Genomic DNA, 25,105 nt, shown 5'->3' with positions numbered 1-25,105 from the left:
AGCGCTTTCTAGCGAATGTGCTCGGATATTTTATTTTAACCATTTGTTTTAATTGCTTTTATCCCATAAAGGAACAGGCAATGCCCGAAGGTGCTATGAAGGCTTGGATAGAGTCTTCCCATTTAAGTGGTGCAAACGCTGCTTATATTGAAGAATTATACGAATCTTATCTTAATAACTCACAATCTGTTACTGCAGAGTGGCGAGGTATTTTCCAACAACTTCCTAAAATTGAAGGTGCTGACGTTGAATATCGGCATTCTGAAATCCGCGATGAATTTAAAGAGCTGGCCCAGCAGACACATAAAACCGTGGTTGTTTCAGGTGGCAGTGATGCTAAGCAAGTAAAAGTTTTACAACTGATTAATGCTTTTCGTTTTCGTGGACATCAAAATGCTAACCTTGACCCTTTAGGGTTATGGAAACGTGACAAAGTACGTGACTTGCAATTATCTCACCATGATCTATCAGAAAATGATTTTGATCGTGAGTTTAAAATTGGCTCTTTGGCGACTGGCCATGATTCAATGAAACTTGGTGACTTATATAAAGCCCTTAAAACGACTTATTGTGGCTCTATTGGTGCAGAATATATGCACATCAACTCCACTGATGAGAAGCGTTGGTTACAACAACGTCTGGAATCAGTGCAGTCACAAGCTGTACTTAGCGTTGAAGAGAAAGAAGAAATATTTAAGGGATTAGTTGCGGCTGATGGACTTGAAAAGTACTTAGGGGCAAAATTCCCAGGTGCAAAACGCTTCTCTCTTGAAGGTGCTGATGCGCTAGTCCCCATGTTGAAACAACTCATCACTCGTGCCGGTACACAAGGTGCTAAAGAAGTCGTCATGGGTATGGCTCACCGTGGTCGTTTAAATGTGTTAGTTAATGTTATGGGTAAAAACCCATCTAAGCTATTTGACGAGTTTGCGGGTAAGCATGACGAAATATTATCTTCTGGTGATGTTAAATATCATCAAGGTTACTCGTCTGACTTTGTTACCCCAGGTGGCAATGTTCATTTAGCACTGGCCTTTAATCCATCGCATCTTGAAATTGTTAACCCTGTGGTTATCGGTTCTGTGCGTGCAAGATTAGACCGTCGTGATTGCAATGAGGGTGATTTAGTATTACCCATCACCATTCATGGTGACTCGGCAATTGCTGGCCAAGGTGTCGTGCAAGAAACCTTTAATATGTCGCAAGCACGGGCATTTAAAGTTGGCGGTACTATTCGTATCGTGGTGAATAACCAAGTAGGCTTTACGACATCAAGTTCAGAAGATACCCGCAGTGGTGAATACTGTACTGAAGTGGCAAAAATGGTTTCAGCACCGATTCTTCACGTTAATGGTGATGACCCTGAAGCGGTGATCTTAGCAACACAAATCGCCCTTGATTATCGTAATGAATTTAAACGTGATGTGGTAATCGATCTAGTTTGTTACCGCCGTCATGGTCATAACGAAGCTGACGAGCCTAGTGCCACTCAGCCAGTTATGTACAAAAAAATTAAAAAGCATGCGACTCCCCGTCAACTTTACGCCGATAAGCTTAATGCTGAAAACTCGCTTAACAAAGCGAGAACTGATGAGTTAACCGCTTATTATCGTAAATTGCTTGATGAAGGCCAATGTACTGTAGAACAGTGGCGTCCGATGACAGAACATTCTGTTGATTGGTCACCTTATATTGGTCATAACTGGGATGACGACTACGATAAAGAAATTTCGCTTGAGAAGTTAAAAGAGCTTGCAAATAAAATTTCGACTATCCCGGAAGGTTTTCCAGTACACAATCGCGTAAATAAAATTTACGATGATCGTGTGAAAATGGCCAGTGGCGAAAAATTACTAGATTGGGGCATGGCAGAAAACTTAGCATATGCCTCAATTGTTGATTTAGGCAAGCGTGTTCGTTTGACCGGTCAAGACTCAGGTCGTGGTACGTTTTTCCATCGTCATGCCGTTTTACATAATCAAGACGATGCAAGTTGTCATTTACCATTGCAACACATTAGAGAAGGTCAAGGCCCATTTAATGTCAATGACTCAGTATTATCAGAAGTATCAGTACTAGCATTTGAATATGGTTATACTACAGCAGAGCCAAGTGGCTTAACCCTTTGGGAAGCACAATTTGGTGATTTCGCTAACTGTGCACAAGTGGTATTTGATCAATTTATCAGTTCAGGTGAACAAAAGTGGGGCCGTTTATGTGGCTTAACTATGTTGTTACCTCATGGCTATGAAGGTCAAGGCCCAGAGCATTCATCTGCACGTTTAGAACGCTTTTTACAACTGTGTGCTGATCACAATATGCAAGTTTGTGTACCTACAACACCTGCACAAGTGTTTAATATGCTACGACGCCAAGTGGTTCGCCCTATGCGTCGTCCATTGGTGGTTATGTCACCTAAATCATTATTGCGTCACCCGATGGCCGTTTCTTCATTAGAAGAGCTTTCTACCGGTGTTTTCCATAATGTGATAGGTGAAGTTGATGAGCTTGATGCTGACAGTGTTGAACGCGTAGTCTTCTGTAGTGGTAAAGTTTACTACGAACTACTGGATCAACGCCGTAAGAATGAGCAAACTAATGTTGCCATCATTCGTGTCGAACAATTATACCCGTTCCCAGAAGATGAGCTAAAAGTTGAAATTGCAAAATATCAGCACGTTAAGCAATTCGTTTGGTGTCAGGAAGAACCGCAAAATCAGGGTGCTTGGTACTGTTCACAGCATCACTTTAGAGCGGCTATCCCTGAGAAAGGCTATTTGACATATGCAGGTCGTAATGCCTCTGCAGCACCAGCTGTAGGTTATATGTCAGTACATGTAAAAGAACAACAGGCGCTAGTTTATGACGCGCTTAATGTGGAATAGACCCTCTTTTTTATAAAGAGATTAATTAAGAGTGTGTAAGGAATTATATAAATGACAACCGAAATCAAGGTTCCCGTTTTACCTGAATCAGTTGCAGATGCAACAATAGCGACTTGGCATGTACAAGTAGGCGATAAAGTAACTCGCGATCAAGTATTAGTAGATATCGAAACTGACAAGGTGGTACTTGAAGTACCAGCAACATCAGATGGTGTTATTACTGAAATATCTCAAGCTGAAGGTGCTACGGTTTTAGGCGAGCAAGTTATTGCTATTTTGTCTGAAGGTAAAGCATCTGAAGGTAAAGCATCTGAAAGTAAGAACGAAGAAACTGCAGCCACCGCAAGTGCTCCTAAAGCATCAGACAGTGCAGTTAAAGTGATTGATATCGTTGTGCCGGTATTGCCAGAATCAGTTGCTGATGCAACTGTAGCTTCTTGGCATGTTGCTGAAGGCGATACAGTTACTGTTGACCAAAATTTAGTTGATATTGAAACTGATAAAGTCGTTTTAGAAGTTGTTGCACAAGAAAATGGTGTTATTGGTAAAATAATCCATGTTGAAGGTGATACCGTCTTAGGCAGTCAAAAACTTGGTGAGCTTAACGCCGGTGCAACAGCAAGCTCAGCGCCAGTTGCTTCAGCTGAAGAAGCTATTGGTTCTGACGAACTCGCTAGCCCATCAGTACGTCGTTTAATGACCGAGAAAGGTCTAACGGCTAGTCATGTTACTGGCACAGGTAAAGGCGGTCGTATTTCTAAAGAAGACGTAGAATCAGCTGCCCTTGCGGCTAAAAGTGCGCCAAAAGCAGCACCAGCTAAAGCAGCGGCGCCAGCGTCAACTGCACCAGCTTCTGCCGCATTAGGTGAACGCACACAAAAACGTGTACCTATGACACGTTTACGTAAAACAATCGCGACACGTTTACTAGAAGCGAAAAATTCTACGGCCATGTTAACCACGTTTAACGAAGTTAACATGAAGCCAATTATGGATCTTCGTACGCAATACAAAGACGTATTCGAGAAAACGCATGATACCCGTTTAGGTTTTATGTCGTTCTACGTTAAAGCGGTCACTGAAGCACTTAAGCGCTACCCAGCAATTAATGCCTCAATTGATGGTGATGATATTGTTTATCATAACTTTTTTGATATATCGATTGCCGTATCTACGCCACGTGGCTTAGTTACACCGGTATTACGTGATGCAGATCAACTTAGCATGGCGGGCATTGAGAACGGTATTCGCGCCTTAGCAATTAAAGGGCGTGACGGAAAATTAACCATGGACGAAATGCAAGGTGGTAATTTTACTATCACTAATGGCGGCGTTTTTGGTTCATTAATTTCAACACCTATACTTAACTTGCCACAAGCGGCAATTTTAGGTATGCACAAAATCCAAGACCGCCCAATGGCTGTTGACGGAAAAGTTGAAATTTTACCTATGATGTACCTAGCACTTTCTTATGACCATCGTTTAGTTGATGGTAAAGAATCAGTAGGTTTCTTAGTAACAATTAAAGAGCTGTTGGAAGACCCAACACGCTTGTTGCTGAACATATAGTAAGTAGTAATAATAAAATCTATTGTTCGATCTAAACTATAGTATTAGGCTCTAAGGACTATGTTCTTCAGAGCTTTTGTACTATACTCTTTCGACTTTTTTCGATGGTAGTAACTAAAAGTTATTGCCATTTTCATCTACAGATAAATGGATAAAACACCATGAATTTGCATGAATATCAAGCGAAACAATTATTCGCTGAATATGGTTTACCAGTTTCTGAAGGGTTCGCTTGCGATACTCCTCAGGAAGCGGCAGAAGCGGCTGATAAAATCGGCGGCACTATGTGGGTTGTTAAAACTCAAGTACACGCCGGTGGCCGTGGTAAAGCTGGCGGTGTTAAGCTAGTTAAAACAAAACAAGAAATCAAAGATTTCGCCCAACACTGGTTAGGTAAGAACTTAGTTACTTACCAAACTGACGCAAACGGTCAGCCAGTAGCTAAAATTTTAGTAGAAAGCTGTACAGATATTGCTAACGAATTATATCTTGGTGCTGTTGTTGACCGCGCAAGTCGTAAAGTAGTATTCATGGCCTCTACTGAAGGCGGTGTTGATATTGAGAAGATTGCTGAAGAAACGCCTGAGTTAATTCATCAAGCTGAAATCGATCCACTAGTTGGCGCTCAACCTTACCAAGCACGTGAATTAGGCTTCAAGTTAGGTTTAAACCCAACGCAAATGAAGCAATTTGTTAAGATCTTTTTAGGTCTGGCTAAAATGTTTGAAGATTGCGATTTCGCCTTACTAGAAATCAACCCGTTAGTTATTACTGACGAAGGTAATCTTCACTGTTTAGATGGTAAAATTGGTATCGATGGTAATGCTTTATACCGTCAACCTAAAATGCGCGCGTTCCACGATCCATCTCAAGAAGATGAGCGTGAAGCTCATGCAGCACGCTTTGAATTAAACTACGTAGCCTTAGATGGTAACGTTGGTTGTATGGTTAACGGTGCAGGCCTAGCAATGGGTACTATGGATATCGTTAACTTACACGGCGGCAAGCCAGCTAACTTCCTAGATGTTGGCGGCGGGGCGACTAAAGAACGTGTTTCTGAAGCATTCAAAATCATTCTTTCTGACGACAACGTTAAAGCTGTTTTAGTTAACATCTTTGGTGGCATCGTTCGTTGTGACATGATCGCTGAAGGTATTATTGGCGCGGTTAAAGAAGTCGGCGTTAAAGTACCTGTTGTCGTACGTTTAGAAGGTACTAATGCTGAGTTAGGTCGTGAAGTTCTTAAAAATTCTGGCTTAGACATCATTGCTGCTGAGTCATTAACTGATGCAGCAACTAAAGTTGTAGCAGCTGCGGAGGGCAAATAATGTCTGTCTTAATTAACAAAGATACTAAAGTAATCTGTCAAGGTTTCACTGGTGGTCAAGGTACATTCCATTCAGAACAAGCACTTGAGTACGGTACACAAATGGTTGGTGGCGTAAGCCCAGGTAAAGGCGGTCAAACGCATTTAGGCCTACCAGTATTTAATACAGTACGTGAAGCAGTAGAAGCAACTGGTGCAACAGCAACAGTTATCTACGTTCCAGCTCCGTTTTGTAAAGATGCAATTTTAGAAGCTATTGATGCAGGCATTACACTTATCGTTACTATCACTGAAGGTATTCCAACTTTAGATATGGTTGACGTTAAAGCTAAGCTTGATCAATCTGGCGTTCGTATGATCGGTCCTAACTGTCCAGGTGTTATCACTCCGGGCGAAACTAAGATTGGTATCATGCCAGGTCACATCCATTTACCAGGTAAAGTGGGTATTGTTTCACGTTCTGGTACGCTTACGTACGAAGCCGTTAAACAAACAACTGATGCTGGTTTTGGCCAATCTACTTGTGTAGGTATTGGTGGCGACCCTATTCCAGGTACTAACTTCATCGACGTATTGGAAATGTTCCAAAACGATCCACAAACTGAAGCAATCGTCATGATTGGTGAAATTGGCGGAACTGCTGAAGAAGAAGCTGCGGAATATATCAAAGCTCATGTTACTAAACCTGTAGTATCTTACATTGCTGGTGTTACTGCACCAGAAGGTAAGCGTATGGGTCACGCTGGCGCGATTATCGCCGGTGGTAAAGGTACAGCTGATGAGAAATTTGCAGCACTAGAAGCGGCCGGTGTTAAAACTGTACGTTCTTTAGCTGAAATTGGCTCAGCACTTAAAGAGAAAACAGGTTGGTAATCAGCTTTTGATTGCAAACTGTTTTATCTAATAAAAACCCGCTTTTAGCGGGTTTTTTTATTTGTGGCAAAAAGCTCTTAGAACCCCTGAACCACAATAGCAACATTCATCCATTTTAGTTGTTTTTATGGATTCACTGTAAACTGTAGGCAAATAGAAAGAGGCTTTAGCATTAATTTTATCACGCTCAGCTTGTATATTTTCTGGTAAGATTTCAAATTTCAGTTTTTCAGCTTTATCTAATAATAAAGCATATTCTTGGACATTTTTATTATTAATTAACGATAGATGTTTCCCTGGAAGATATTTACCCTCAATCATATTTTTGATTGAATTATCAGGTAAAAAATTTATTTCTTTTAGATCATTATTTGGTGAGATACAAATCAAATCATTATTCTCTTTTTTTACAACTGCATGAGCGATCAAGCGAAGTATTACATTCCCTAATAGACTAAAATTCCAGCCGAATTGAACTTCTCCTTTATGACTATCTATATAACTGCGAACATTTTCTAAGCATTCATCTTTAATTGAATTTGGATGAGTTATGACTTTAATCTTTTTAACCTTAACGGAACCTAATTTTTTTCTTATATCTGAGCTAATTGATTTAGGTATGTAAAATTTCATTTTCTTCCTAATTGAAGTGAATTATTGGTAGTTTTCATATATCAAAGGGGGATGATTTTGTGTAATTTAATACATTTGGGCAGCAGACATTTTAATCTACAAAATTAAACGGACACTCACTCTAAATTAATGGCTTGGAGTTTGTTTACTGGTTTGCCGTCGGTATAACTTATCAGGCCACCCATAATATAATCTTCACATATTTAGCTGAGTAAACTAGAGTTTAAGTTGTTACTGGCTCTAAATTAATGGTTTGGAGTTTGTTTACTGGTTTGGCGTCGGGGTGCCGACTACACCCAAAGAGGGTTAAGCGCGCTATGTTTAAGTAAAGCTCTCTGGACTCACCCGGCGCTGCTGCATTAAACGTATTTCCTCTATTAATTTTATCAAGCCACCCATAAAATTTTATCAAGCCACCCATGATAATTTTTCTTAGATGATTAAGGATTCTAAATAAATGGTTTGGAGTTTGTTAAATGGTTTGGCGTCGGGGTGCCGACTGCACCCAAAGGGAGGCTAGCGCCGGCCTCCCTCTGGACTCCCTCGGCGCTGCCACATTAAACGTGTTTCCTCCATGATGTCCAATATTCTTCGACGTACCAGCGCTGAACGTGCATCCATGCACTACATCGCTTTCACTGGCATCCATGCCAGTGATACGTGAATATTGGTCATCATTCCGGCGTTTAATGAAGCAGACTTGGTGTCTGGTTTATCTGTTGTGTTTCTTTTTAATTTTTTTAGTAACTTTATTAATTTTATCAAGCCACGCATGAATTTTAACAACGATAAACACAGCTGTTAAATAATCACACCATAGAACTAACAAACTCCTGATCCCGTCTCAGCAACGTAAACTTAATTTAGATAAGTGCGATGTCTATCGGAGCCATGGATGGCGTAGACTGCCGTGTGAAGGGACGATTTTCGGCAGGAATGAACATCACACCGCTTATGTTTAAAGAAAAGTGAGTTGGAGTGTTTTGCTGAGTAGGGTGCCATGGGGAGTCCAGAGGCCGAGTTTAATATGAGCAGCCTGTAACGCCCCTCTGGGTGTAGTCGCCACCGCGACGCCAGACAGAAAAATTAAACTCCAAGCTGTTCAATTTATAAAATTAGATCCCACTTACTCTAATTTAGCATTTTGGAGTCAGCTTACTGGTTTGGCATCGGCGTGCCGACTACACCCATTAAAAAGATTTCACTTACTTTTGTCTTCTATTCTATTCATTTAAAACATTGACGTTTATAATGCCGTCATTAATTTTATAGCTTTGAAGAGTAATATGAACTTCCCAAAAGATGAAACCGGTAAAGTATTGTTTGAAATGCAAAAAGCGGGTATCGATTTAACCGTAATGCATACTATTGTTTTTTTTCACTTATTTGAAACACAAGAACAAGCAGAGGCTATGGCAGCTCATCTTGCTGAAATAGCACCTGATATTATTTGTGATGTTCACATTGATGAAGATCCAAAAGCATGGGATTTAGATTGTGCAATAAAAGTGATCCCTCTTTATGATGTAATTATTGCTCAAGAAGCTCAGTTTGAACAAATAGTAACTCAGTTTAATGGATATACGGATGGCTGGGGAATTGAAGCTTAAATTACTCATGTTTGATAACTTATAAAAACTTATCATGCCACCCATAATAAATTTTTGACCACAACAAAACTTAATCACAGGGAGAAAACAAGGAAGACTGAAAGAGGAAATATAAAACGTTTTAAATTAATAGTTTACTCCTTACTTTCTTATGCTTTCCTCCCTGTTAAAAACTCATCATGCCACCCAGAATAACTTTCTCATATTTAGCTTAGTAAACTGAGGCTTATTGAGCCGAAATAGCTCAATGAAAAATTTAAATTTAAGCTAATCTAACTTACGACCATCAGGCTATTTACACGGATGTTAAATGCACTATAAGGCTTGACTTAGATTAGTTTTTCTCGTGTAATTGATCTATTATATTTTTAGCAAATTAGAGCTTTAAACAGTTCATTAGCAATCTATAGGAAAGTAATAATGAAAAAACTATTCAAGGTAATGCCCTTAATTTTAGTCCCTTTTTTGAGTGTTATATCGGTATCTACGCTCTCAGCTGAGTTGCCAGTACGTGGCCCTATTACTTTTGCTACCTATGATAGTAATGGTGACGGGGTCATTAGTGAGCAAGAGTTTGACCAAGTCAGAAGTGAGCGTATGGCAACGAAAAAAGCTGGCAAAGGTCACAGCATGGAACCAGGGCGCAGAAAAGCAGAAGGTATGAGTAAAGGCAGAAATATGGCTAGCTTCACCAAATTCGATTTAAATGGCGATGGTGTTATCTTAAAACAGGAATTCTCTGATGCTAGAGCCGCAAGAAACAAAGCGGGTGTCAAACAAGGTTATCCTATGCGCAATCTCGCTAATGCCCCTAGCTTTGAAGATATTGACAGCGATGGTAACGGAGAAATATTGTCGGAAGAGTTTGCTCAGTATTATGTTAATCAACGCAAAAAAATGATGAAAAAGTAAATACTGACTTTAGGGTAGGGGGTATATAACCTCGTTGAATTTTTAATGACATAGGCTCAATAATTTAGCTAAGTTAACAGTGCAATAAAAATAAATTTTATTGCACTTCACTATTGCACTTCACTACTGCAAATAACGCAATAAGTAACGGTTAGTTATTTTTATGTTGTACTTGATAAACGCTTCTAAAAGCCAGTACCTTGGGGGGCTTTCTTTCTTCAGCATAACTTAAGAGGTATTCAACATACAGAAGGCTTCATTATCAATTTGTATTTTTTTAATTAACAATAACAGTTTTACTCCTACCCCTACTTTAGCCACTGCTCCAATCTCAATTATAACATTTGATTCAAGGGCTTTATCAGCGCTATCGTCATTATTGTTACAACCTACTTGAAGAACTGAAGCGGTTAAAATTTTTGAATTCAAGATGTTTGCAGTGGTAAGTTTTCATGTTTCTTCCCTATATTAGTCTGTGTCAAACAAGCTAATTTATCTGACAATATAGTTTAGATAAATATCATGCTAGAACAACATGATGGCCATTTAGCAAATTTTTTGTGATGAATAGGTGACAAGTATTAGTAATGTCATAACTGTCTTGATTAAAAGTTGCTTTAAAACTTTACACCTAAGTAGACAATAAAAACGACTATCAGCACTGGGCCATACTTAAGTGCAAGCTGCTAAGCTTTTGTTGCTATCAAATAAAACTAACCAAGTTAACCTATATAGTTAACCCAACTGTCATATTTCATTCAAATAACTGTCATATAAGTTGATTAGTGTAGAGGAAACTATCAATAGGAGTATTTGTGATGCAATCTAAAGAATGGCAAGAAGAAAACCTTAATGATATCGATGCTTACTTCGATAATCAGAAGAAAAAAAGTAGTAAACAGGCTAAGCGTAAGTGGCAAGAAATAGAGGCTTTTAAGGAAGAAAAAAGAATGCAGCGAGAAATGGCGTCTTATGATGATTACATAACACATTAATATGGAATGTGAATACTCAGCCATATTATGTTGGAGCGCAAATGATTGACATTTTGTTGTCGTAGTTTGCGCTCTTTAATTTCATTTGTCCTGATCATGATATTCAAACCAGCGATTATAGACATTTCTCCACAATTTAGGTGATGGTTCTGGTCAAACCAAATGGCATTGCGCTATAATCCGTTTTTTGTCATTAACCGTGTATTACTTCATGAAGTTTCCCGGACGCCGTCAACATCGACATTACTTTCCTGTCGACCATAAAAACCCATTAACAAACCAAGTAAATCCTAGCGCTCAAGCGGCTCAAAACTATATTGTTGGTATAGATCAGGTTTTAGTGGATATTGAAGCTAAAGTTGATCAAGCATTTTTGAATGAATTTGATTTAAAACTTGGTATGTCACAGGTTATCTCAGACGAAGTTACTCAGCGCCTTTATCAACGTTTGAAAGATGAATCGCTGATCAATTACGAATTTGCCGGCGGTACTATTGGTAATACCATGCATAATTACTCTGTGCTAGCGGATGACCGTTCAGTTTTGCTGGGTGTAATGTCCAAAAATATACATGTTGGTGACTATGCTTACCGGTTTATAAGTAACACCTCTTCACGTGTTGATCTTAACTATCTTCAGCCTGTCGACGGCCCTATTGGTCGTTGTTTTACCTTGATTGATGATCACGGTGAACGCACTTTTGGTATTAATGCCGGCTTAATTAATCGTCTACATCCTGATTCTATTGACGAGTCATTAATTACTGGGGCTTCAGCACTGGTTATTAGCTCTTATTTGATGCGCACACAAGCTGGCGACACCATGACCGAAGCAGCAATTAAAGCGGTAAAATGTGCAAATGCTGCTGGCGTACCTGTGGTACTGACCTTAGGCACTAAATTTTTAATTGAAGAAGAGCCTGAATTTTGGCGTGATTTTGTCCAAAAGCATGTCAACATACTGACCATGAACGAAGAAGAAGCATTAGCTATAACGGGTATTGAAGAACCACTACTCGCGGCGAATAAATGCTTGGATTGGGTTGATATGGTTATTTGCACCGCCGGTAAACACGGCTTATATATTGCGGGCTATGTTGATGAAACGTTTAAACGAGAAAGTGAATACCCATTATTATCGGGCGAGATAGATGAGTTTAATCGTTATGAATATTCTCGTCCCATGTTATTGAAAGATTGCCATCAACCGATGCGAATATATACCCATTCTGCACCTTATATGGGGGGCCCCGAAAGTATCAAAAATACCAATGGTGCTGGAGACGCTGCGCTCGCGGCTATATTACATGACTTAAGTGCCAATGTTTATCATAAAAATACTGTGGCAAACTCAAGCAAACATGAGCAATTAGCCTTAACTTACTCGTCGTTATCGCAAATGAGTAAATACGCCAACAGAGTAAGTTATGAGGTATTAGTACAACATTCACCGCGTTTGTCGCGTGGTTTACCGGAGCGAGAAGACAGTTTAGACCAAGCCTATTGGTCACAGTAGTTAACGGTTAACCTGCGAATATAATCCAGTAGCGTTTAGCCGCTTTTATGGTGGCAATTATTTAATTAGCTAAATTAAGACGACAATAGCGACGCTTTTTAACGGGCAAAAGTACCTGCTAGATACTATTTAATTACTTTAATGAGACATTGATTTTTGCATGACTACTCTAACAACACATAAATCATCACAACGTCGTTTACTGATTGCACTGGCTATTACCAGTGTATTTATGTTGCTGCAGCTTGTTGGCGCCACCTATGCAAATTCTTTGGCGGTATATGCAGATGCGGGGCACTTGTTTGTGCATAATAGTTCACTATTTATTGCCTTAATAGCCTCGACCTTAGCGATAAAATTTGGTCGAACGTTCAGTGATGGATATCGTCGTTTAGAGCTTTCAGGTGGTTTGGTCAACGGTATCTTATATTTACTGATCAGTTGTTGGATTTTACTGCAAGGGGCTGAGCGATTATTTGGCCACGAGCATCATGATGAACATGAAATAAACACCTTTGTTATGTCGGCGGTTGCCTCGTTAGGTTTTCTATTTCACGGCGCGTCAGCTTATGTTTTATATAAAGGCCGTAAAGATAGTGTTAACGTTTATGCGGTGTTTTTGCATACCTTTTTTGATCTGCTATCTACCATAGTCACATTCGTCACCAGCATTGTCATTCATGTTACGGGTTGGACAATTGTTGATTCGTTGTCGAGCATACTTATTTCTGTATTTGTACTTTATACCGGCTCTAAACTACTTTATAAATGTATTAAAGGTTTATTTTTTAATGGCGTTCGCTTACCGGCATTGAAGAAAATTGAAAATGCCTTGCAAGGTTTAGAGCACATAGACAATGTGCACAATTTAATCGTTAAAAGTGACAACGGCCAAGTCGTGGTGGGTGCTCATATCGTGCTAAAACACCAATGTACTTTAGAAAAGCACGATGAAGTATGCCGCTTTCAAGTCGAGCGTATGCTAAAAGAACAATTCGATGTTAATACCAGCGTACTGCAAATTGAAGCGAGTGGTTGTAAGCACAGTTAATCAGCTTTGATGTTAGCACTAAAAAAATCAGACTTAAGATACGATTGCTTATAAGAAATTTTTTCAAAACCACTCAGTGATCCAATTAAGTAGTTGGCCATTAGGTTATCATAATGTTCTTTATGACATGATTGATTTTTGTGGTCTTTTGAAACAGAGTTAGCTTATGCACACCGTAAACGCTATATTGTAAATAGCTTTTATTTCATTTGGACTTTTTATGTTAGAAATTCACGGTCGCTGGAAAATAAAGGTTACTGATAAAGTACTTATGCAGTGGTTTGCAGATTCATGGAATGAAGAAGCTATTATTGCTTACGTAACAGAGTTTAAAGCAGCGGCAGCACCCTTGATGGGTAGTGATTGGGCAATAATTTCTATTTTTGAGCAGTGGGAGTTAGGTGTACCAGAAATAGAACAACATGTTGTTGAGCATTGTGAATGGTTTAAAGCACAGGGTTGTATTAAAGACTGCCATGTTTACCGACCTAGTGCAGTTAAAGAAATGCAATTAGAAAAAATGATACCACACACACAGTTAGGCTATGAACGCGCTGTCTTTGATAATTTAAATGACGCCATTAACTGGCTTGACGCCGAAGGTTTTTCTTTAAATCATGATCAATTTTTATATGACATAATTAAATCAGAAGCTTAGTTCAATCACATACTTAGTTCAAAGAAACATTAAATAAACTACCTGATGTTATGTATTTTAAAATAAAAAGTATAGGACAATATCAGATTCAGTTAATGGATATAACCTAGATAACTTATATAATACCAATCTCACTAATTATCTGATCATTTTTACTGGTTAAAATAACCCACTACTGCGTTATTTAATAATTAGAACAACTCGTTATTAAAATAAATACCTTATATTTGGCCATTTTTCCTGGGTATAAAGTAGGCCACCTAATTAATGAAATTGGCATAAGTCATTGTTAGTTAAGCTTAATAAATAGAGGGTTAACGTCCAGTAAGATAAAGATAAGTGCTATAGTGAAATATTTATTAACAGATGATTAATAAATTATAAGAGACTGTCGAAGAATTATAATAGGTATGTTTTAGCGCATCGGCTTAGAAGAACCTAAGCCTTTTTTAATTGTTTAGTCTCTTAATAAGGCGTCTAAGCTATCAACAACTTCACTCCAATCAGAATCAAGCATAATAGCTTCTTGTAAAAATTGCGCTTGGCCATTGCTCCAAAAATCAGCATCAGCAAGCGCCTGATTTTCTGGGATACCACGGTTAGATGCAATAAAACGCTCTATTTCCTCATCACTATTTTTAATACCCAATTGAGCGAATAAACTTGCCATATTGTGCTTTGAAAGATCCATAAAATACTCCCGTATTAAGTGTTAAGTGCCTAAGTTTAGTAACTATAGAAGAACTTACTCTATATTATCAGTATAGTTTTAATCTATCATGGTGTTAGCTGATGGTGATAGCTTTTTGGTCTTGGTGTTAATACTACTGTTACTAATACTTGACCCTAATAAAGATAATAGGCAATAGCCAGTAAAGAAATAAAAGCCTGGTCCTAATGCGGATAATGTTTCACTGCTAACAATAAAATCTAACTTAAAACCAAATAACGCTAATTGTTGTTGTGCTGCGGTTTCAGCGTGATTGGTTGATAGTACCGCAAGAAAAATGGCCACAACAAAAACGTCAGCCATTGACCATTTGCCAATTTTGCTAATAAACTTATAAACGGTAATCTCTAATCTAGAATTTTTATTGGCGTAAGCAATACTGAGTAAAATAAATTTCAATACCGGTATTGAAATAGAAAAAGCAAAAATTAATAACGCCACTAACAGGCGATCATCTTGCCAAAGCTCTTGTATGGTTTGCAACAATGACAAGTTTTTATCAATGATTGTATTAGTGACTTTTGCACCACTCACATTAGCTGTCATGGCCATATTGAGAGAAAACATTGGCAATAATATACCCGGAATAAATAATGCTATGGCAATAAGGTTAAAGAAAAAACCTAAATGTTTTTTAATCATCATGTTATAAAATTTTCCAAAATGAAGTCGAACAGGTATATAAACTTGTTAGCGATATTTTTAGCAAGCATCAAGGGTGATCTACAACTATTTTTTAACTTGAACTTCGGTCAGTTTATCAACAGTTGCTGAGCATGATTGCAGAAAAACATCCATAAAATAGCCGACTTCAGGCATTTGCTGTTTAATGCTTTCTAGCTTCAATTCTAAGCGTTCTTTGACATGATCAAACTCATGGTTTTGATGATTTAATTCATCAAGCGCTTTAATATAAGCCACTAAAATATCAGCCGCTTTGACAATTTTTTTGTATTGTTCATCCACGTTATCTTGCACAATGATATCGGCAAACATTACCTGAAACTCTTCAGGCAAAGACTGCAGACATTGCTTTTCAGCTATATATTCAATTTTTTTAAACTCTCGAGCAATCTCAGGATTAGCATATTTTGTTGGGCTAACAATATCACCAAAACGGGTTTCACTGGCTTCATGATAAAGTGCAACAGTAGCCACTTTATCAGCATTAATGTTGCCCGAAAATTTTTGATTTTTAATCACAGCCAGCAAATGTGCGACAATAGCCACTTGGTGAGAATGCTCAGCAACATTTTCTGGTTTAACACAAAACATCAATGACCAACGTTTAATCAGTGGCATTCTGAACATCCAGGCGAGAAAAGTACTTTGCATTATATAACCTTATTCACTTGTTGACTGACGGTAAGTACGGAAAAATTTGCCTAGTTTTTCCAATGCAGGTTTTAATTCGTCGACATGCGGAAGAAACACTAAGCGAAAGTAATTGTCTTGCTTAATATTAAAGGCGCGACCGTGCACCAAGAGTATTTTCTCTTGCTTGAGTAAGTCTAAAACCATTTTTTCATCATCATGGATGTTAAATTTTTCTTGGTCTACTTTAACAAACAAATATAAAGCGCCCATAGCGGGGTTGCATGAAAGGCCATCAATGTTGTTGATCATTTCATAGGCAAGGTTACGCTGCTTTATTAAACGGCCGTCATTTTTAATTAATTCATTAATGCTTTGATAGCCACCGAGTGCGGTTTGAATCGCATGTTGGGCAGGCACATTGGCACACAAGCGCATTGAAGAGAGAATATCTAAGCCTTTTAAATAATCTTCGGCATGTATTTTAGGGCCAGTAATCACCATCCAACCGGCACGAAAGCCAGCGATACGATAGTTTTTAGATAAACCACCCATAGTAATGATTAAAACATCGCTTGCTAAACTCGCCGTTGGAATATGTTGTGCTTGGTCATAAAGAATTTTATCGTATATTTCATCACTGAATATGATCAAATTATGTTCACGGGCAAGTGTGATAATACCCTGAAGCACTTCTTCGCTATAAACGGCACCCGTAGGATTATTAGGGTTGATCAAAACAATAGCTTTGGTTTTTGACGATATTTTGCTGGCGATATCCTCCAGATCTGGAAACCACTGGTTTTCTTCATCACAACGATAATGCACAGGTTTGCCGCCAGACAGAGCAACAGCTGCAGTCCATAATGGGTAATCAGGCGCTGGAATGAGCACTTCATCACCATTATCTAATAAACCTTGCATCGCCATAACAATAAGTTCGCTAACGCCGTTACCGATATAAATATCGTCAACACTGACATCTAAAATGCCTTGTTGTTGAAAATACTGCATTACGGCTACGCGTGCAGGGTAGATCCCTTTTGATTCACAGTAACCCTGAGCTGTTGGCAGGTTATGAATAACATCTTTTAAAATATCATCAGGCGCTTCAAAGCCAAAGGGAGCAGGGTTGCCAATATTAAGTTTTAAAATTTTATAGCCTTCATCTTCTAAACGTTTGGCTTCTGCGGCAACTTGTCCACGAATTTCGTAGTAGACATTTTTTAATTTTGAAGATTTGGTGATAGTTTTCATAATGGCAGTCTTATAAATGATAAAAGTGAATTAACGTTATCGTCATCGTTAAAAGAAAATTAAGCTAAGTATAAAGCTATAGTCATTGTGTGAGCGTATTTCATAATAATTTCATTCAGTTATTACCCACTTACGCTAGTTAAAATAGCTTAAGGTACTGCTCACATAGGTGTGAGTATTTAGGTGTTGTCAGGCACTAAAAACCAGTGTCCTCAACCCCAATAGCTCGTGATGGGTCAATTGAGCGCCGTACCTTAATTTATTTCCTTGCACACAACAAGTTCACAAACTTAATGGCAGTGGTATGACATTAATTTGCTTGAATCCATTGTTGCGAATATTGCTTAACTTTGAAACAGTTACTTGCAACTTATTTATAATAAATTGCTAATAACTATATCATCTTGTTATTATGATTGTTTAGTCATTTATTGATAAATAATACCCACTTGATTAATTAAGTGATCTACTTTTCATGAGAAAAAATCGATAGTTATCAGGCATGAAATTTATAAGCACTCATTCTAGTTATTCTTGTTATAAACTTTATAACGCTGCAGTTTTTTATTTTAACCATTAAAAATTAATAGGTAATTAATCAACTTGGTATAATAAGTGTTGTTCAGGAGCATTAGCCAATAGGTTGACCGAGTGCTTTATTGTGATGGGATAGTTGCAATTTTTTGCGGCATAGTTAGTCACATAATGAGATAAAAAAACGGCTGTGCATAAACTGCAAAGCCGTTATTATATTTAGCTTCATTTGACCTTTAGGGCCAAACTTGCAAAGAGCCGTGATTAGGCAAACAAAGACATAACATCGCTTATGGCCAACATAGACTTATCACCAGTAATACGATTTTTTACTTCAATTTCTTGGTTATCGAGATTACGTTCACCAATAATAAGTAATAATGGTGTGCCAATTAATTCATGATCGGCAAACATAACCCCAGGGCGCTCTTTGCGATCATCAAAAATAACTTCTACACCAGCGGTTTGTAGTTGTTCGTATAAGGCTTCGGCAGTTTCTTTAACACGAGCTGACTTTGCCATGTTCATGGGTACAATGGCAACTTGGTAAGGTGCAATCGCTGCAGGCCATTTAATACCATATTTATCGTGGTTTTGTTCAATGGCAGCGGCAACAATGCGTGAAACGCCAATACCGTAACAACCCATAGTCAAAATTTGATTTTTACCATTTTCTGTTAACACGCCACAGTTCATTGTTTGAGCGTACTTTTCACCCAGTTGGAAAATATGACCTACTTCAATACCACGTTTAATCACAATGCTACCTTGACCACAAGGGCTAGGGTCACCCGCTACCACATTACGTAAGTCGGCAACGCTATAGTTTTGTGCGTCACGATCCCAGTTTACGCCGGTTAAGTGCATATCATTTGTATTTGCACCACAAACAAAGTCAGCTAAATGCGCCGCACTTCGGTCAACAATAACCTCAATACTTAAACCAACCGGACCAATTGAGCCTGCATTACAACCAGCGGCGGCTAAAATTTGTTCGTCAGTAGCAAAAGTTAATGGCGAGGCAATTTGTGCTAAATTTTCAGCTTTAACTTCATTTAACTGATGATCACCACGCAAGACTAAAGCAACAATAGGGGCTTTATTTTCTTTTGTCGCTGCCCCAAGGATTAATAATGTTTTAACCGTATGGCTCGCATCAACAGATAAGCACTTGGCAAGATCTTCTATTGTATGCACGTTAGGGGTTGAAACCTTTGCTAAACTTTGTGTTGCTGCAGCTCGTTCACCCGTTGGCGCTAGCGCTTCTGCTTTTTCAACGTTAGCAGCGAAATCGCTAACATCACTAAAGGCGATGTCATCTTCGCCTGAGTCGGCTAAAACGTGAAATTCATGCGATGCTTCACCACCAATAGAGCCGGTATCAGCAATAACTGGGCGGTAATCTAGGCCTAAACGGTCGAAAATACGACAATAGGCATCGAACATCGCCTGATATGTTTTTTTCAAACACTCGTCACCTAAATGAAAAGAGTAAGCATCTTTCATTAAAAATTCACGCCCACGCATTACGCCAAAACGAGGACGAATTTCATCACGGAATTTCGTTTGAATTTGAAACAAGTTTAATGGCAGTTGTTTATAACTACTAATTTCGTTACTAACCAGCTTAGTGATTACTTCTTCATGCGTTGGGCCTAAAACAAAAGCACGATTATGGCGGTCATTTAAACGTAATAACTCTGGGCCGTAATCTTCCCAGCGCCCCGACTCTTCCCATAAGTCAGCCGGCTGAACCATCGGCATTAGTACTTCTAATGCGCCAGCTCGTTCCATTTCTTCACGCACAATGTTTTCAACTTTACGAAGTACCTTTAAGCCTGTCGGCAACCAAGTATATAAACCTGATGCGACATTACGCACTAAACCAGCACGTAACATTAATTGATGACTGATAACTTCAGCACTAGCAGGGGTTTCTTTCAAAGTTGAAAGTAAATATTGGCTTGTACGCATTGAGAAAAAATTCCATTAATAAACAAGTATAAAATATGACGCTTATTCTAGCAGGGCAGTTTCAGCCACAAAAGGTTTAAATCGCGCCAATAGATAAAATTTGCCTATAAATGAAGATTAATAGTAGTTAATACCCTTAAGCACTTGTTGGTTTTCGCCCATACCGCCAATGGTCAGTAATTTTCCGTTGAGTTCTAATAGGCCACTATGGTCCATAGTGACGGTTTTGCTATAAGTAACTTGCCATTTATCTGTGTCGAGATTATAGCGCCAGACTTCATTGCTTGGCTTTGATGGTTCGCCGTTATAACCTATGCCGTTGTAATTATAAGGATTATTACTACCACCAATAAAAACAATTTCTTGTGTGTTCGATGTGTTATTTATCGTGCCTTTTGCCGCCATACGGTATCGTGATTGCCCCGTTGGGTGCTTAACTCTACACCACGAAATTTCACTTGGACTTTGCGGGTTTATTTCCCCGCGATAGCAGGCACTTTGTGCCGCAGAGCTTCGACGTTTATTAAAGTGAACATCAATGCCAACACCATCACAAACCCGTATTTTATTATCAATAATACCACCGGCTTGGCCAAATACTGTTTTACCTGGAAAGGGGTATGCCTGCTGCCATTGGTTGGTTTTTGTATCATACAATGGCACTAAATTAACGTTACCGTCATTATGCCAACCACTGATTAAGTAGATATAACGGCTTTGATAAGGCAGCGCAATACTGTCATCAACAGGCACGGGCATAGGGGTTAATGCTTGATAGTGATCTTCTAAAACATGATAAGCATAAACGTCAGGCACCGACACTTCACTATGATTTTTAGCAAGGGTATAACCACCAAAAACATAAGCTACCTCATTAATGGCAGTAGCAACACTTGCTAAGCGACCAATCAAGCCATTGACTGTTTCTTTATTGGCACAGCAGATTTCTCACGCCATTGATTTTTAGTTACATTATAAACAAAGCTGTGATGATGAATATCTTGGTAGCCTTTGCCGTTCGCTAGTCCGGAAAACGAAATGATGTAGTCTTGATTATTAATTGTCACTTGCGCAACGCATTATTGCTAACGCCTTGCGGTAGTTGGCTGTGCTCACTGGCTTTGGCTATTACTTGAAAAATCACAGTAGGTAGAGCAAAACACAAGGCTAACAAGATTAAAGGTCGTACTTTTGGCATGGGTGACTCATGGAATTAATTTAAGCGATTTAATCAGTAATCCTACCATGGAATATAATGAGCAGGAATACTTACTAAAAAATTAAAATTTAAATAATTTTCAATCACTTAACTGTTTATTTTTCTATGCTGAGTAACTCATTAATTGATATTATTTTATCAAATGTGACTTAGAGTACTATTGTCAGTTTGTTGTAAATAGCGAGGTCGTCATTTGTAATTTTTTTGTCAATTGGTTGTAATTAAAGGTTTCAAAAGTGTTAATTCTGATGTTGGTATCGCTAGCGACTTTTAATATAAATCATCAGTTTCATGCTGATTTATATTACTATTTTTTAGTCCTTCATCTAAATACACTAATAAATTTGAAGGTTAGTTTTTTAAACCTAAGAGAGAACTATGAGAGAATTTACAAAAATAAAAAAAGCTATTTCATTAGCTATTTTTGGCAGCATAATTACCATGCCTGCTTTAGCTTTTGAAGAGCAAGAGCAAGAGCAAGCAGTCAGTGAAGTAGAGCGTATTGCGGTTACAGGTTCACGTATTGCTCGTTCAGAGCTTTCCCAACCAACACCAATTATCGTACTTGACGCTAAAGATATCGCTAAGTTTGGTTCACCAGACTTAGGTAGTATTTTAAGTGAATTGCCAGCTATTGGTTCAACAGACACTTTAATCGGTAACAATAATAGTAATGCAGCTGCAGGAACAAGCTCTGCAGATTTACGTCGTCTGGGTTCAGCTAGAACATTAGTTTTAATCGATGGTAAACGCCATGTAGCTGGCACACCTGGAGAATCAACGGTTGATTTATCAACAATTCCTGCCGCGCTTATTCAACGAGTTGAAATTATCACGGGTGGTGCTTCTGCTATCTATGGTTCAGATGCTGTTTCGGGTGTAATTAACGTTATATTGAAAAAAGATTTTGAGGGTTTCTCAGCAAACTTAACCGGCACTAAATCTACTGAAGGTGTGAATGACAGAAATCACACTTTCAATATTTTAGCGGGTACCGACTTTGCTGATGGTAAAGGTAACTTAACATTCTTTACTGGTATTGAACGTGTTGGTGAGGTGATGTCTGCAGATATTCGCCAATTTGAAGGTTGGGGTACAGTCATAAACCCAGATGACGGCGGTGAAGATGACGGTATTCCTGATAAACTGAGAAGACGTAACGTATCATCAGAAATGATCCATGCAAATGGTGTTATTAACCCTTTTGGCGGTGCTGCGGGACGTTTTGTTTTCGACAATGCAGGTTCCCCTATAGTTCAAACTGATCGTGAATTTAGTAACAGTTTTGCTTTTGGTAATTTCCCTGACGGTTGTCAGTACTGTTTCAATGGTGAAGATTACGAAAACTATTCACCAGGTGTTAAGAAGATTAACGTAGGTTCAACATTAAGATTTGATCTTACCGATAATATCTCTTTTAACAGTGATTTTAAATACGTTCGTTCTGATGTAGTACAACAATTCCAACCTTCATTTAGATTCGGTAATATTGCTATTGATGTAGAAGATAATGCCTTTCTAGATGGGGGTTTACGTCAAACATTATTAGACGCGGATCAAACTAATGTAGGTATGGCGAAGTTTTTTGATGAGCTTGGTAACCGCTCTGCAGCTAACCGCCGTGACTTATTTAGATATACAGCAGGTTTTGAAGGGCAGTTTTCAGTTAGTAATACTGCCATGGATTGGGAATTATATTACGTTAACGGTGAAACAACTAACGAACGTAAAACACTTAATGACTTAATACCTGATAACTTTGTTGCAGCTGTTGACTCAGTCATTGATCCTGATACTGGCCAAGCAGCATGTCGTAGCCAAGTAGCTAGTGCTCAAGGTGATGATTACGAAGATCCAGCCTCTGTAAATGGTAATAATTGTGTTGCTTACAACCCATTTGGTCAAAGTGCTTCACAAGAAGCTCGTGACTATGTATCTGCAGATGTAACGCGATCGGATACTATTAAGCAAGAATTTGTTGGTGGTGCAATCTCGTTTGATACAGCAGAGTTTATGGAATTACAAGGTGGTGGTATCGGTTTTGCTGCGGGCTTTGAATATCGTGAAGAGTCTTCAGAGTCAGTTACTGATGAATTCACTCAGCGCGGTTTTTTAACGAGTGCTGCTTCACCAGACTCATACGGTGAATACGATGTAAGTGAATTTTTTGTTGAAGTAAGTTTACCTCTACTTGCTGGTATGAAATTCGCACATGAACTCACTGTAGATGCAGCGTTTCGTACCGCTGACTATTCTCATGCCGGTAAGGCAGAAGCATGGAAAGTTGGTTTGATGTATGCGCCATTCGAAGATTTGCGTATTCGCGGTACATTAGGTGAAGCCGTACGTGCTCCAAATATCGCAGAAGCATTTGACCCTATTTCTCCTGGTTTTGCACGCGTTAGTGATCCATGTGATGCTGATAATATTTCAGATGATCCAGATCGCGCGGCCAACTGTGCTGCTTTGGGTGTTCCTGCTGATTTTCAAGCAAACGATAATGTATCGGTAGATCTACTTTCAGGCGGTAACCCGGATTTACAATCGGAAGACTCAGAGTCTATGACTGTTGGTTTTGTTTGGACTCCTTCGTTTGTTGAGGACTTCTCTGTTACAGTTGATTATTATGATATTGAAATCACTGACGCCATTACATTCGTTGCAGCACAAAATGTTGCTGATAACTGTGTAGATGCAACGGGTGGTCCTGACGCAGGTTTTTGTAGTCAAATCGATCGTAACTCAACTACAAATGACATTGAACTTGTTCGTTCTGGTTATTTAAATGCTGCGGCGTTAAATACTAAAGGTGTTGAAGCTGTGTTTAGATATACCACAGATCTAAGCGCTTTTGATCTTCCAGGCGAGTTAAAAACTAACCTAATGGTGAGTAAATTACTAGAGTTGGAACGATTTGAATTTCAAGACCGTCCAGACGAAATAAACGTTGAAGATGGTGAAGTAGGTGATCCAGGACTTCAACTGCGCTTTGGTTTAGATTATCAAATTGATGATTTAGTTGTAAGCTGGTCAACTCGTTTTATCGAACGTAGTTTTACACTCGATATTTCTCCTACAGGCGACACAGCAGAAGATACATCTCCTGCATATATTGGTTCTGTTACGACACATGACGTATCATTTAATTACCTAGTAAATGATAACGTATCAGTAAGCGCAGGTATTCGAAACCTAACAGACAAATTAGCGCCAGGCTATACAGCAAACGCTATTTATGACTTAGTTGGTCGTAGAGCATTTGCCGGTGTTAACGTAAGATTCTAATAGCTGACCAATAAATTGGCACACAGCCAATTTATTATAAAAGCAATAATACTGAGGTATTATTGCTTTTTTTTTGAGTAAGTTAACTTAGGCTTTCAAAAAAAAATTAGATGATGTAAAGGTAATCAATTCATTCATTTGCTTAATACCGTTTGGCTTGTTAAATTTTTGGCGAGCGATTGATATAAAATTAAGTTATAGCGTTTTGTGCTAAGTAATTGAATGAGTAAAGCCGTTTATAGGCACGATATTAGCTGTAGGATGGGATTTATGTAGTCAACTTAAAACACTAAGTTCAGTTTACACGCTTACTGGCGACAATCGCATACTAAGCAAAATTAAAAAGAAATTGGTTTACGCTTTGATCTAGCTTTGTCAGTGACTTGAACACTTTGTGCTTTGTCATTATTACTGGATTTTTTCTTTTTAGCTTTTTTAAACGCGTTCTGTTTAGTTAAGGTGGCCTCTGCTTGTTTTTTTGTTGTTAGGGGGAGTTCGTCTTTACCTAGCTTAACCACATTAACCTGAATGATTTCACTGTTAAATTCTATAATATCGGCGTGATAAACTTTTTTGCGCTTTTGAAATTCTACTTCGTTATTCAATAACACATATCCCTCACTGATCACTATTTTAGCTTCACCGCCACCACTGACCATATTCGCTATTTTTAATAATTTGCAAAGTTCAATAGGTTGTATAGAAACATCAATAAGTGGAAAATTTGAAGGCATGTAAGGTCTATTCTTGTAGTTAACGAAAA

22 protein-coding genes are annotated in these 25,105 nt (G+C 38.5%); 11 read left to right on the top strand and 11 right to left on the bottom strand.

Features of this window, described 5'->3' with window-relative positions; translation table 11 throughout:
• Positions 1-80 precede the first annotated feature (80 nt).
• From H4J54_RS00425 to sucD, 4 genes are all read left to right on the top strand, one after another.
• A complete protein-coding gene (locus H4J54_RS00425; protein WP_182188870.1) occupies positions 81-2,885 on the top strand; it encodes a 2-oxoglutarate dehydrogenase E1 component in 2,805 nt (934 codons plus the stop codon).
• Positions 2,886-2,936: 51 nt separating this feature from the next.
• A complete protein-coding gene (gene odhB / locus H4J54_RS00420) occupies positions 2,937-4,454 on the top strand; it encodes a 2-oxoglutarate dehydrogenase complex dihydrolipoyllysine-residue succinyltransferase (RefSeq protein WP_182188869.1) in 1,518 nt (505 codons plus the stop codon).
• Between the two features lie 161 nt (positions 4,455-4,615).
• A complete protein-coding gene (gene sucC / locus H4J54_RS00415) occupies positions 4,616-5,782 on the top strand; it encodes an ADP-forming succinate--CoA ligase subunit beta (protein WP_182188868.1) in 1,167 nt (388 codons plus the stop codon).
• Positions 5,782-6,654: a succinate--CoA ligase subunit alpha gene (gene sucD, locus H4J54_RS00410; protein ID WP_182188867.1), complete on the top strand. Its 873-nt coding sequence runs from the start codon at positions 5,782-5,784 to the stop codon at positions 6,652-6,654. The genes sucC and sucD overlap by 1 nt, the downstream gene beginning before the upstream one ends.
• 57 nt (positions 6,655-6,711) lie before the next feature.
• On the opposite strand, the gene H4J54_RS00405 is transcribed toward sucD, so the two are convergent.
• Entirely contained in the window at positions 6,712-7,287 is a 576-nt protein-coding gene (locus H4J54_RS00405) for a hypothetical protein (RefSeq protein ID WP_182188866.1), read from the bottom strand.
• Between the two features lie 1,286 nt (positions 7,288-8,573).
• Between H4J54_RS00405 and H4J54_RS00400 the strand changes: the two genes are divergently transcribed.
• Together H4J54_RS00400 and H4J54_RS00395 are read left to right on the top strand one after the other, a co-directional pair.
• Positions 8,574-8,897: a ribonuclease E inhibitor RraB gene (locus H4J54_RS00400; protein ID WP_182188865.1), complete on the top strand. Its 324-nt coding sequence runs from the start codon at positions 8,574-8,576 to the stop codon at positions 8,895-8,897.
• Between the two features lie 420 nt (positions 8,898-9,317).
• On the top strand, positions 9,318-9,809 hold the full coding sequence (locus H4J54_RS00395; RefSeq protein ID WP_182188864.1) for an EF-hand domain-containing protein: 492 nt from the start codon (positions 9,318-9,320) through the stop codon (positions 9,807-9,809).
• Positions 9,810-10,037: 228 nt separating this feature from the next.
• Here the strand turns inward: H4J54_RS00395 and H4J54_RS00390 are convergent, their stop codons facing one another.
• Positions 10,038-10,238, bottom strand: coding sequence for a hypothetical protein (locus tag H4J54_RS00390; protein WP_182188863.1), 201 nt, complete (start codon positions 10,236-10,238; stop codon positions 10,038-10,040).
• A gap of 389 nt (positions 10,239-10,627) precedes the next feature.
• On the opposite strand from H4J54_RS00390, the gene H4J54_RS00385 reads away from it, so the two are divergent.
• The 4 genes from H4J54_RS00385 to H4J54_RS00370 all read left to right on the top strand — a co-directional run bounded on the left by H4J54_RS00385 (position 10,628) and on the right by H4J54_RS00370 (position 14,029).
• On the top strand, positions 10,628-10,804 hold the full coding sequence (locus H4J54_RS00385; protein WP_182188862.1) for a DUF3545 family protein: 177 nt from the start codon (positions 10,628-10,630) through the stop codon (positions 10,802-10,804).
• 211 nt (positions 10,805-11,015) lie between these two features.
• Positions 11,016-12,320, top strand: coding sequence for an inosine/guanosine kinase (locus H4J54_RS00380; RefSeq protein ID WP_182188861.1), 1,305 nt, complete (start codon positions 11,016-11,018; stop codon positions 12,318-12,320).
• A gap of 160 nt (positions 12,321-12,480) precedes the next feature.
• On the top strand, positions 12,481-13,371 hold the full coding sequence (locus H4J54_RS00375; RefSeq protein WP_182188860.1) for a cation diffusion facilitator family transporter: 891 nt from the start codon (positions 12,481-12,483) through the stop codon (positions 13,369-13,371).
• Between the two features lie 220 nt (positions 13,372-13,591).
• Positions 13,592-14,029, top strand: coding sequence for a hypothetical protein (locus tag H4J54_RS00370; protein ID WP_182188859.1), 438 nt, complete (start codon positions 13,592-13,594; stop codon positions 14,027-14,029).
• A gap of 457 nt (positions 14,030-14,486) precedes the next feature.
• Here the strand turns inward: H4J54_RS00370 and H4J54_RS00365 are convergent, their stop codons facing one another.
• The 8 genes from H4J54_RS00365 to H4J54_RS19280 form a co-directional block, all read right to left on the bottom strand.
• Positions 14,487-14,720, bottom strand: a complete 234-nt coding sequence (locus H4J54_RS00365) for a DUF2789 domain-containing protein (protein WP_182188858.1) — start codon at positions 14,718-14,720, stop codon at positions 14,487-14,489.
• A 78-nt stretch (positions 14,721-14,798) separates the two neighbouring features.
• Positions 14,799-15,401: a paraquat-inducible protein A gene (locus H4J54_RS00360; protein WP_220464149.1), complete on the bottom strand. Its 603-nt coding sequence runs from the start codon at positions 15,399-15,401 to the stop codon at positions 14,799-14,801.
• Between the two features lie 87 nt (positions 15,402-15,488).
• A complete protein-coding gene (yfbR, locus tag H4J54_RS00355; protein WP_182188857.1) occupies positions 15,489-16,094 on the bottom strand; it encodes a 5'-deoxynucleotidase in 606 nt (201 codons plus the stop codon).
• Positions 16,095-16,103: 9 nt separating this feature from the next.
• The gene (locus H4J54_RS00350; protein WP_182188856.1) at positions 16,104-17,330 is read right to left on the bottom strand and encodes a pyridoxal phosphate-dependent aminotransferase; all 1,227 of its coding nucleotides are present in this window, start codon (positions 17,328-17,330) and stop codon (positions 16,104-16,106) included.
• Positions 17,331-18,128: 798 nt separating this feature from the next.
• Positions 18,129-19,838, bottom strand: coding sequence for a proline--tRNA ligase (locus tag H4J54_RS00345; protein WP_182188855.1), 1,710 nt, complete (start codon positions 19,836-19,838; stop codon positions 18,129-18,131).
• A 117-nt stretch (positions 19,839-19,955) separates the two neighbouring features.
• Positions 19,956-20,750 carry a kelch repeat-containing protein gene (locus tag H4J54_RS00340; protein ID WP_259366968.1) on the bottom strand — a complete coding sequence of 265 codons (795 nt, stop codon included), beginning with the start codon at positions 20,748-20,750 and terminating at the stop codon, positions 19,956-19,958.
• Complete coding sequence (locus H4J54_RS19285; RefSeq protein WP_259366969.1) at positions 20,747-20,905, bottom strand: kelch motif-containing protein; 159 nt, start codon at positions 20,903-20,905, stop codon at positions 20,747-20,749. Before H4J54_RS19285 ends, H4J54_RS00340 begins: the two co-directional genes overlap by 4 nt.
• Positions 20,902-21,036: a hypothetical protein gene (locus tag H4J54_RS19280; protein ID WP_259367389.1), complete on the bottom strand. Its 135-nt coding sequence runs from the start codon at positions 21,034-21,036 to the stop codon at positions 20,902-20,904. The genes H4J54_RS19285 and H4J54_RS19280 overlap by 4 nt, the downstream gene beginning before the upstream one ends.
• 399 nt (positions 21,037-21,435) lie before the next feature.
• Here H4J54_RS19280 and H4J54_RS00335 point away from each other — a divergent pair, with 399 nt between their 5' ends.
• A complete protein-coding gene (locus H4J54_RS00335; protein WP_182188854.1) occupies positions 21,436-24,342 on the top strand; it encodes a TonB-dependent siderophore receptor in 2,907 nt (968 codons plus the stop codon).
• A gap of 338 nt (positions 24,343-24,680) precedes the next feature.
• On the opposite strand, the gene H4J54_RS00330 is transcribed toward H4J54_RS00335, so the two are convergent.
• The gene (locus tag H4J54_RS00330; RefSeq protein WP_182188853.1) at positions 24,681-25,076 is read right to left on the bottom strand and encodes an RNA-binding S4 domain-containing protein; all 396 of its coding nucleotides are present in this window, start codon (positions 25,074-25,076) and stop codon (positions 24,681-24,683) included.
• Positions 25,077-25,105: the final 29 nt, after the last annotated feature.

The organism is Colwellia sp. MB3u-8 (assembly GCF_014076985.1).
In the GTDB taxonomy this organism is placed as follows: domain Bacteria; phylum Pseudomonadota; class Gammaproteobacteria; order Enterobacterales; family Alteromonadaceae; genus Cognaticolwellia.
The sequence above is the reverse complement of the archived record's forward strand: the minus strand, read 5'-3'. Positions and strand labels throughout refer to the sequence as shown.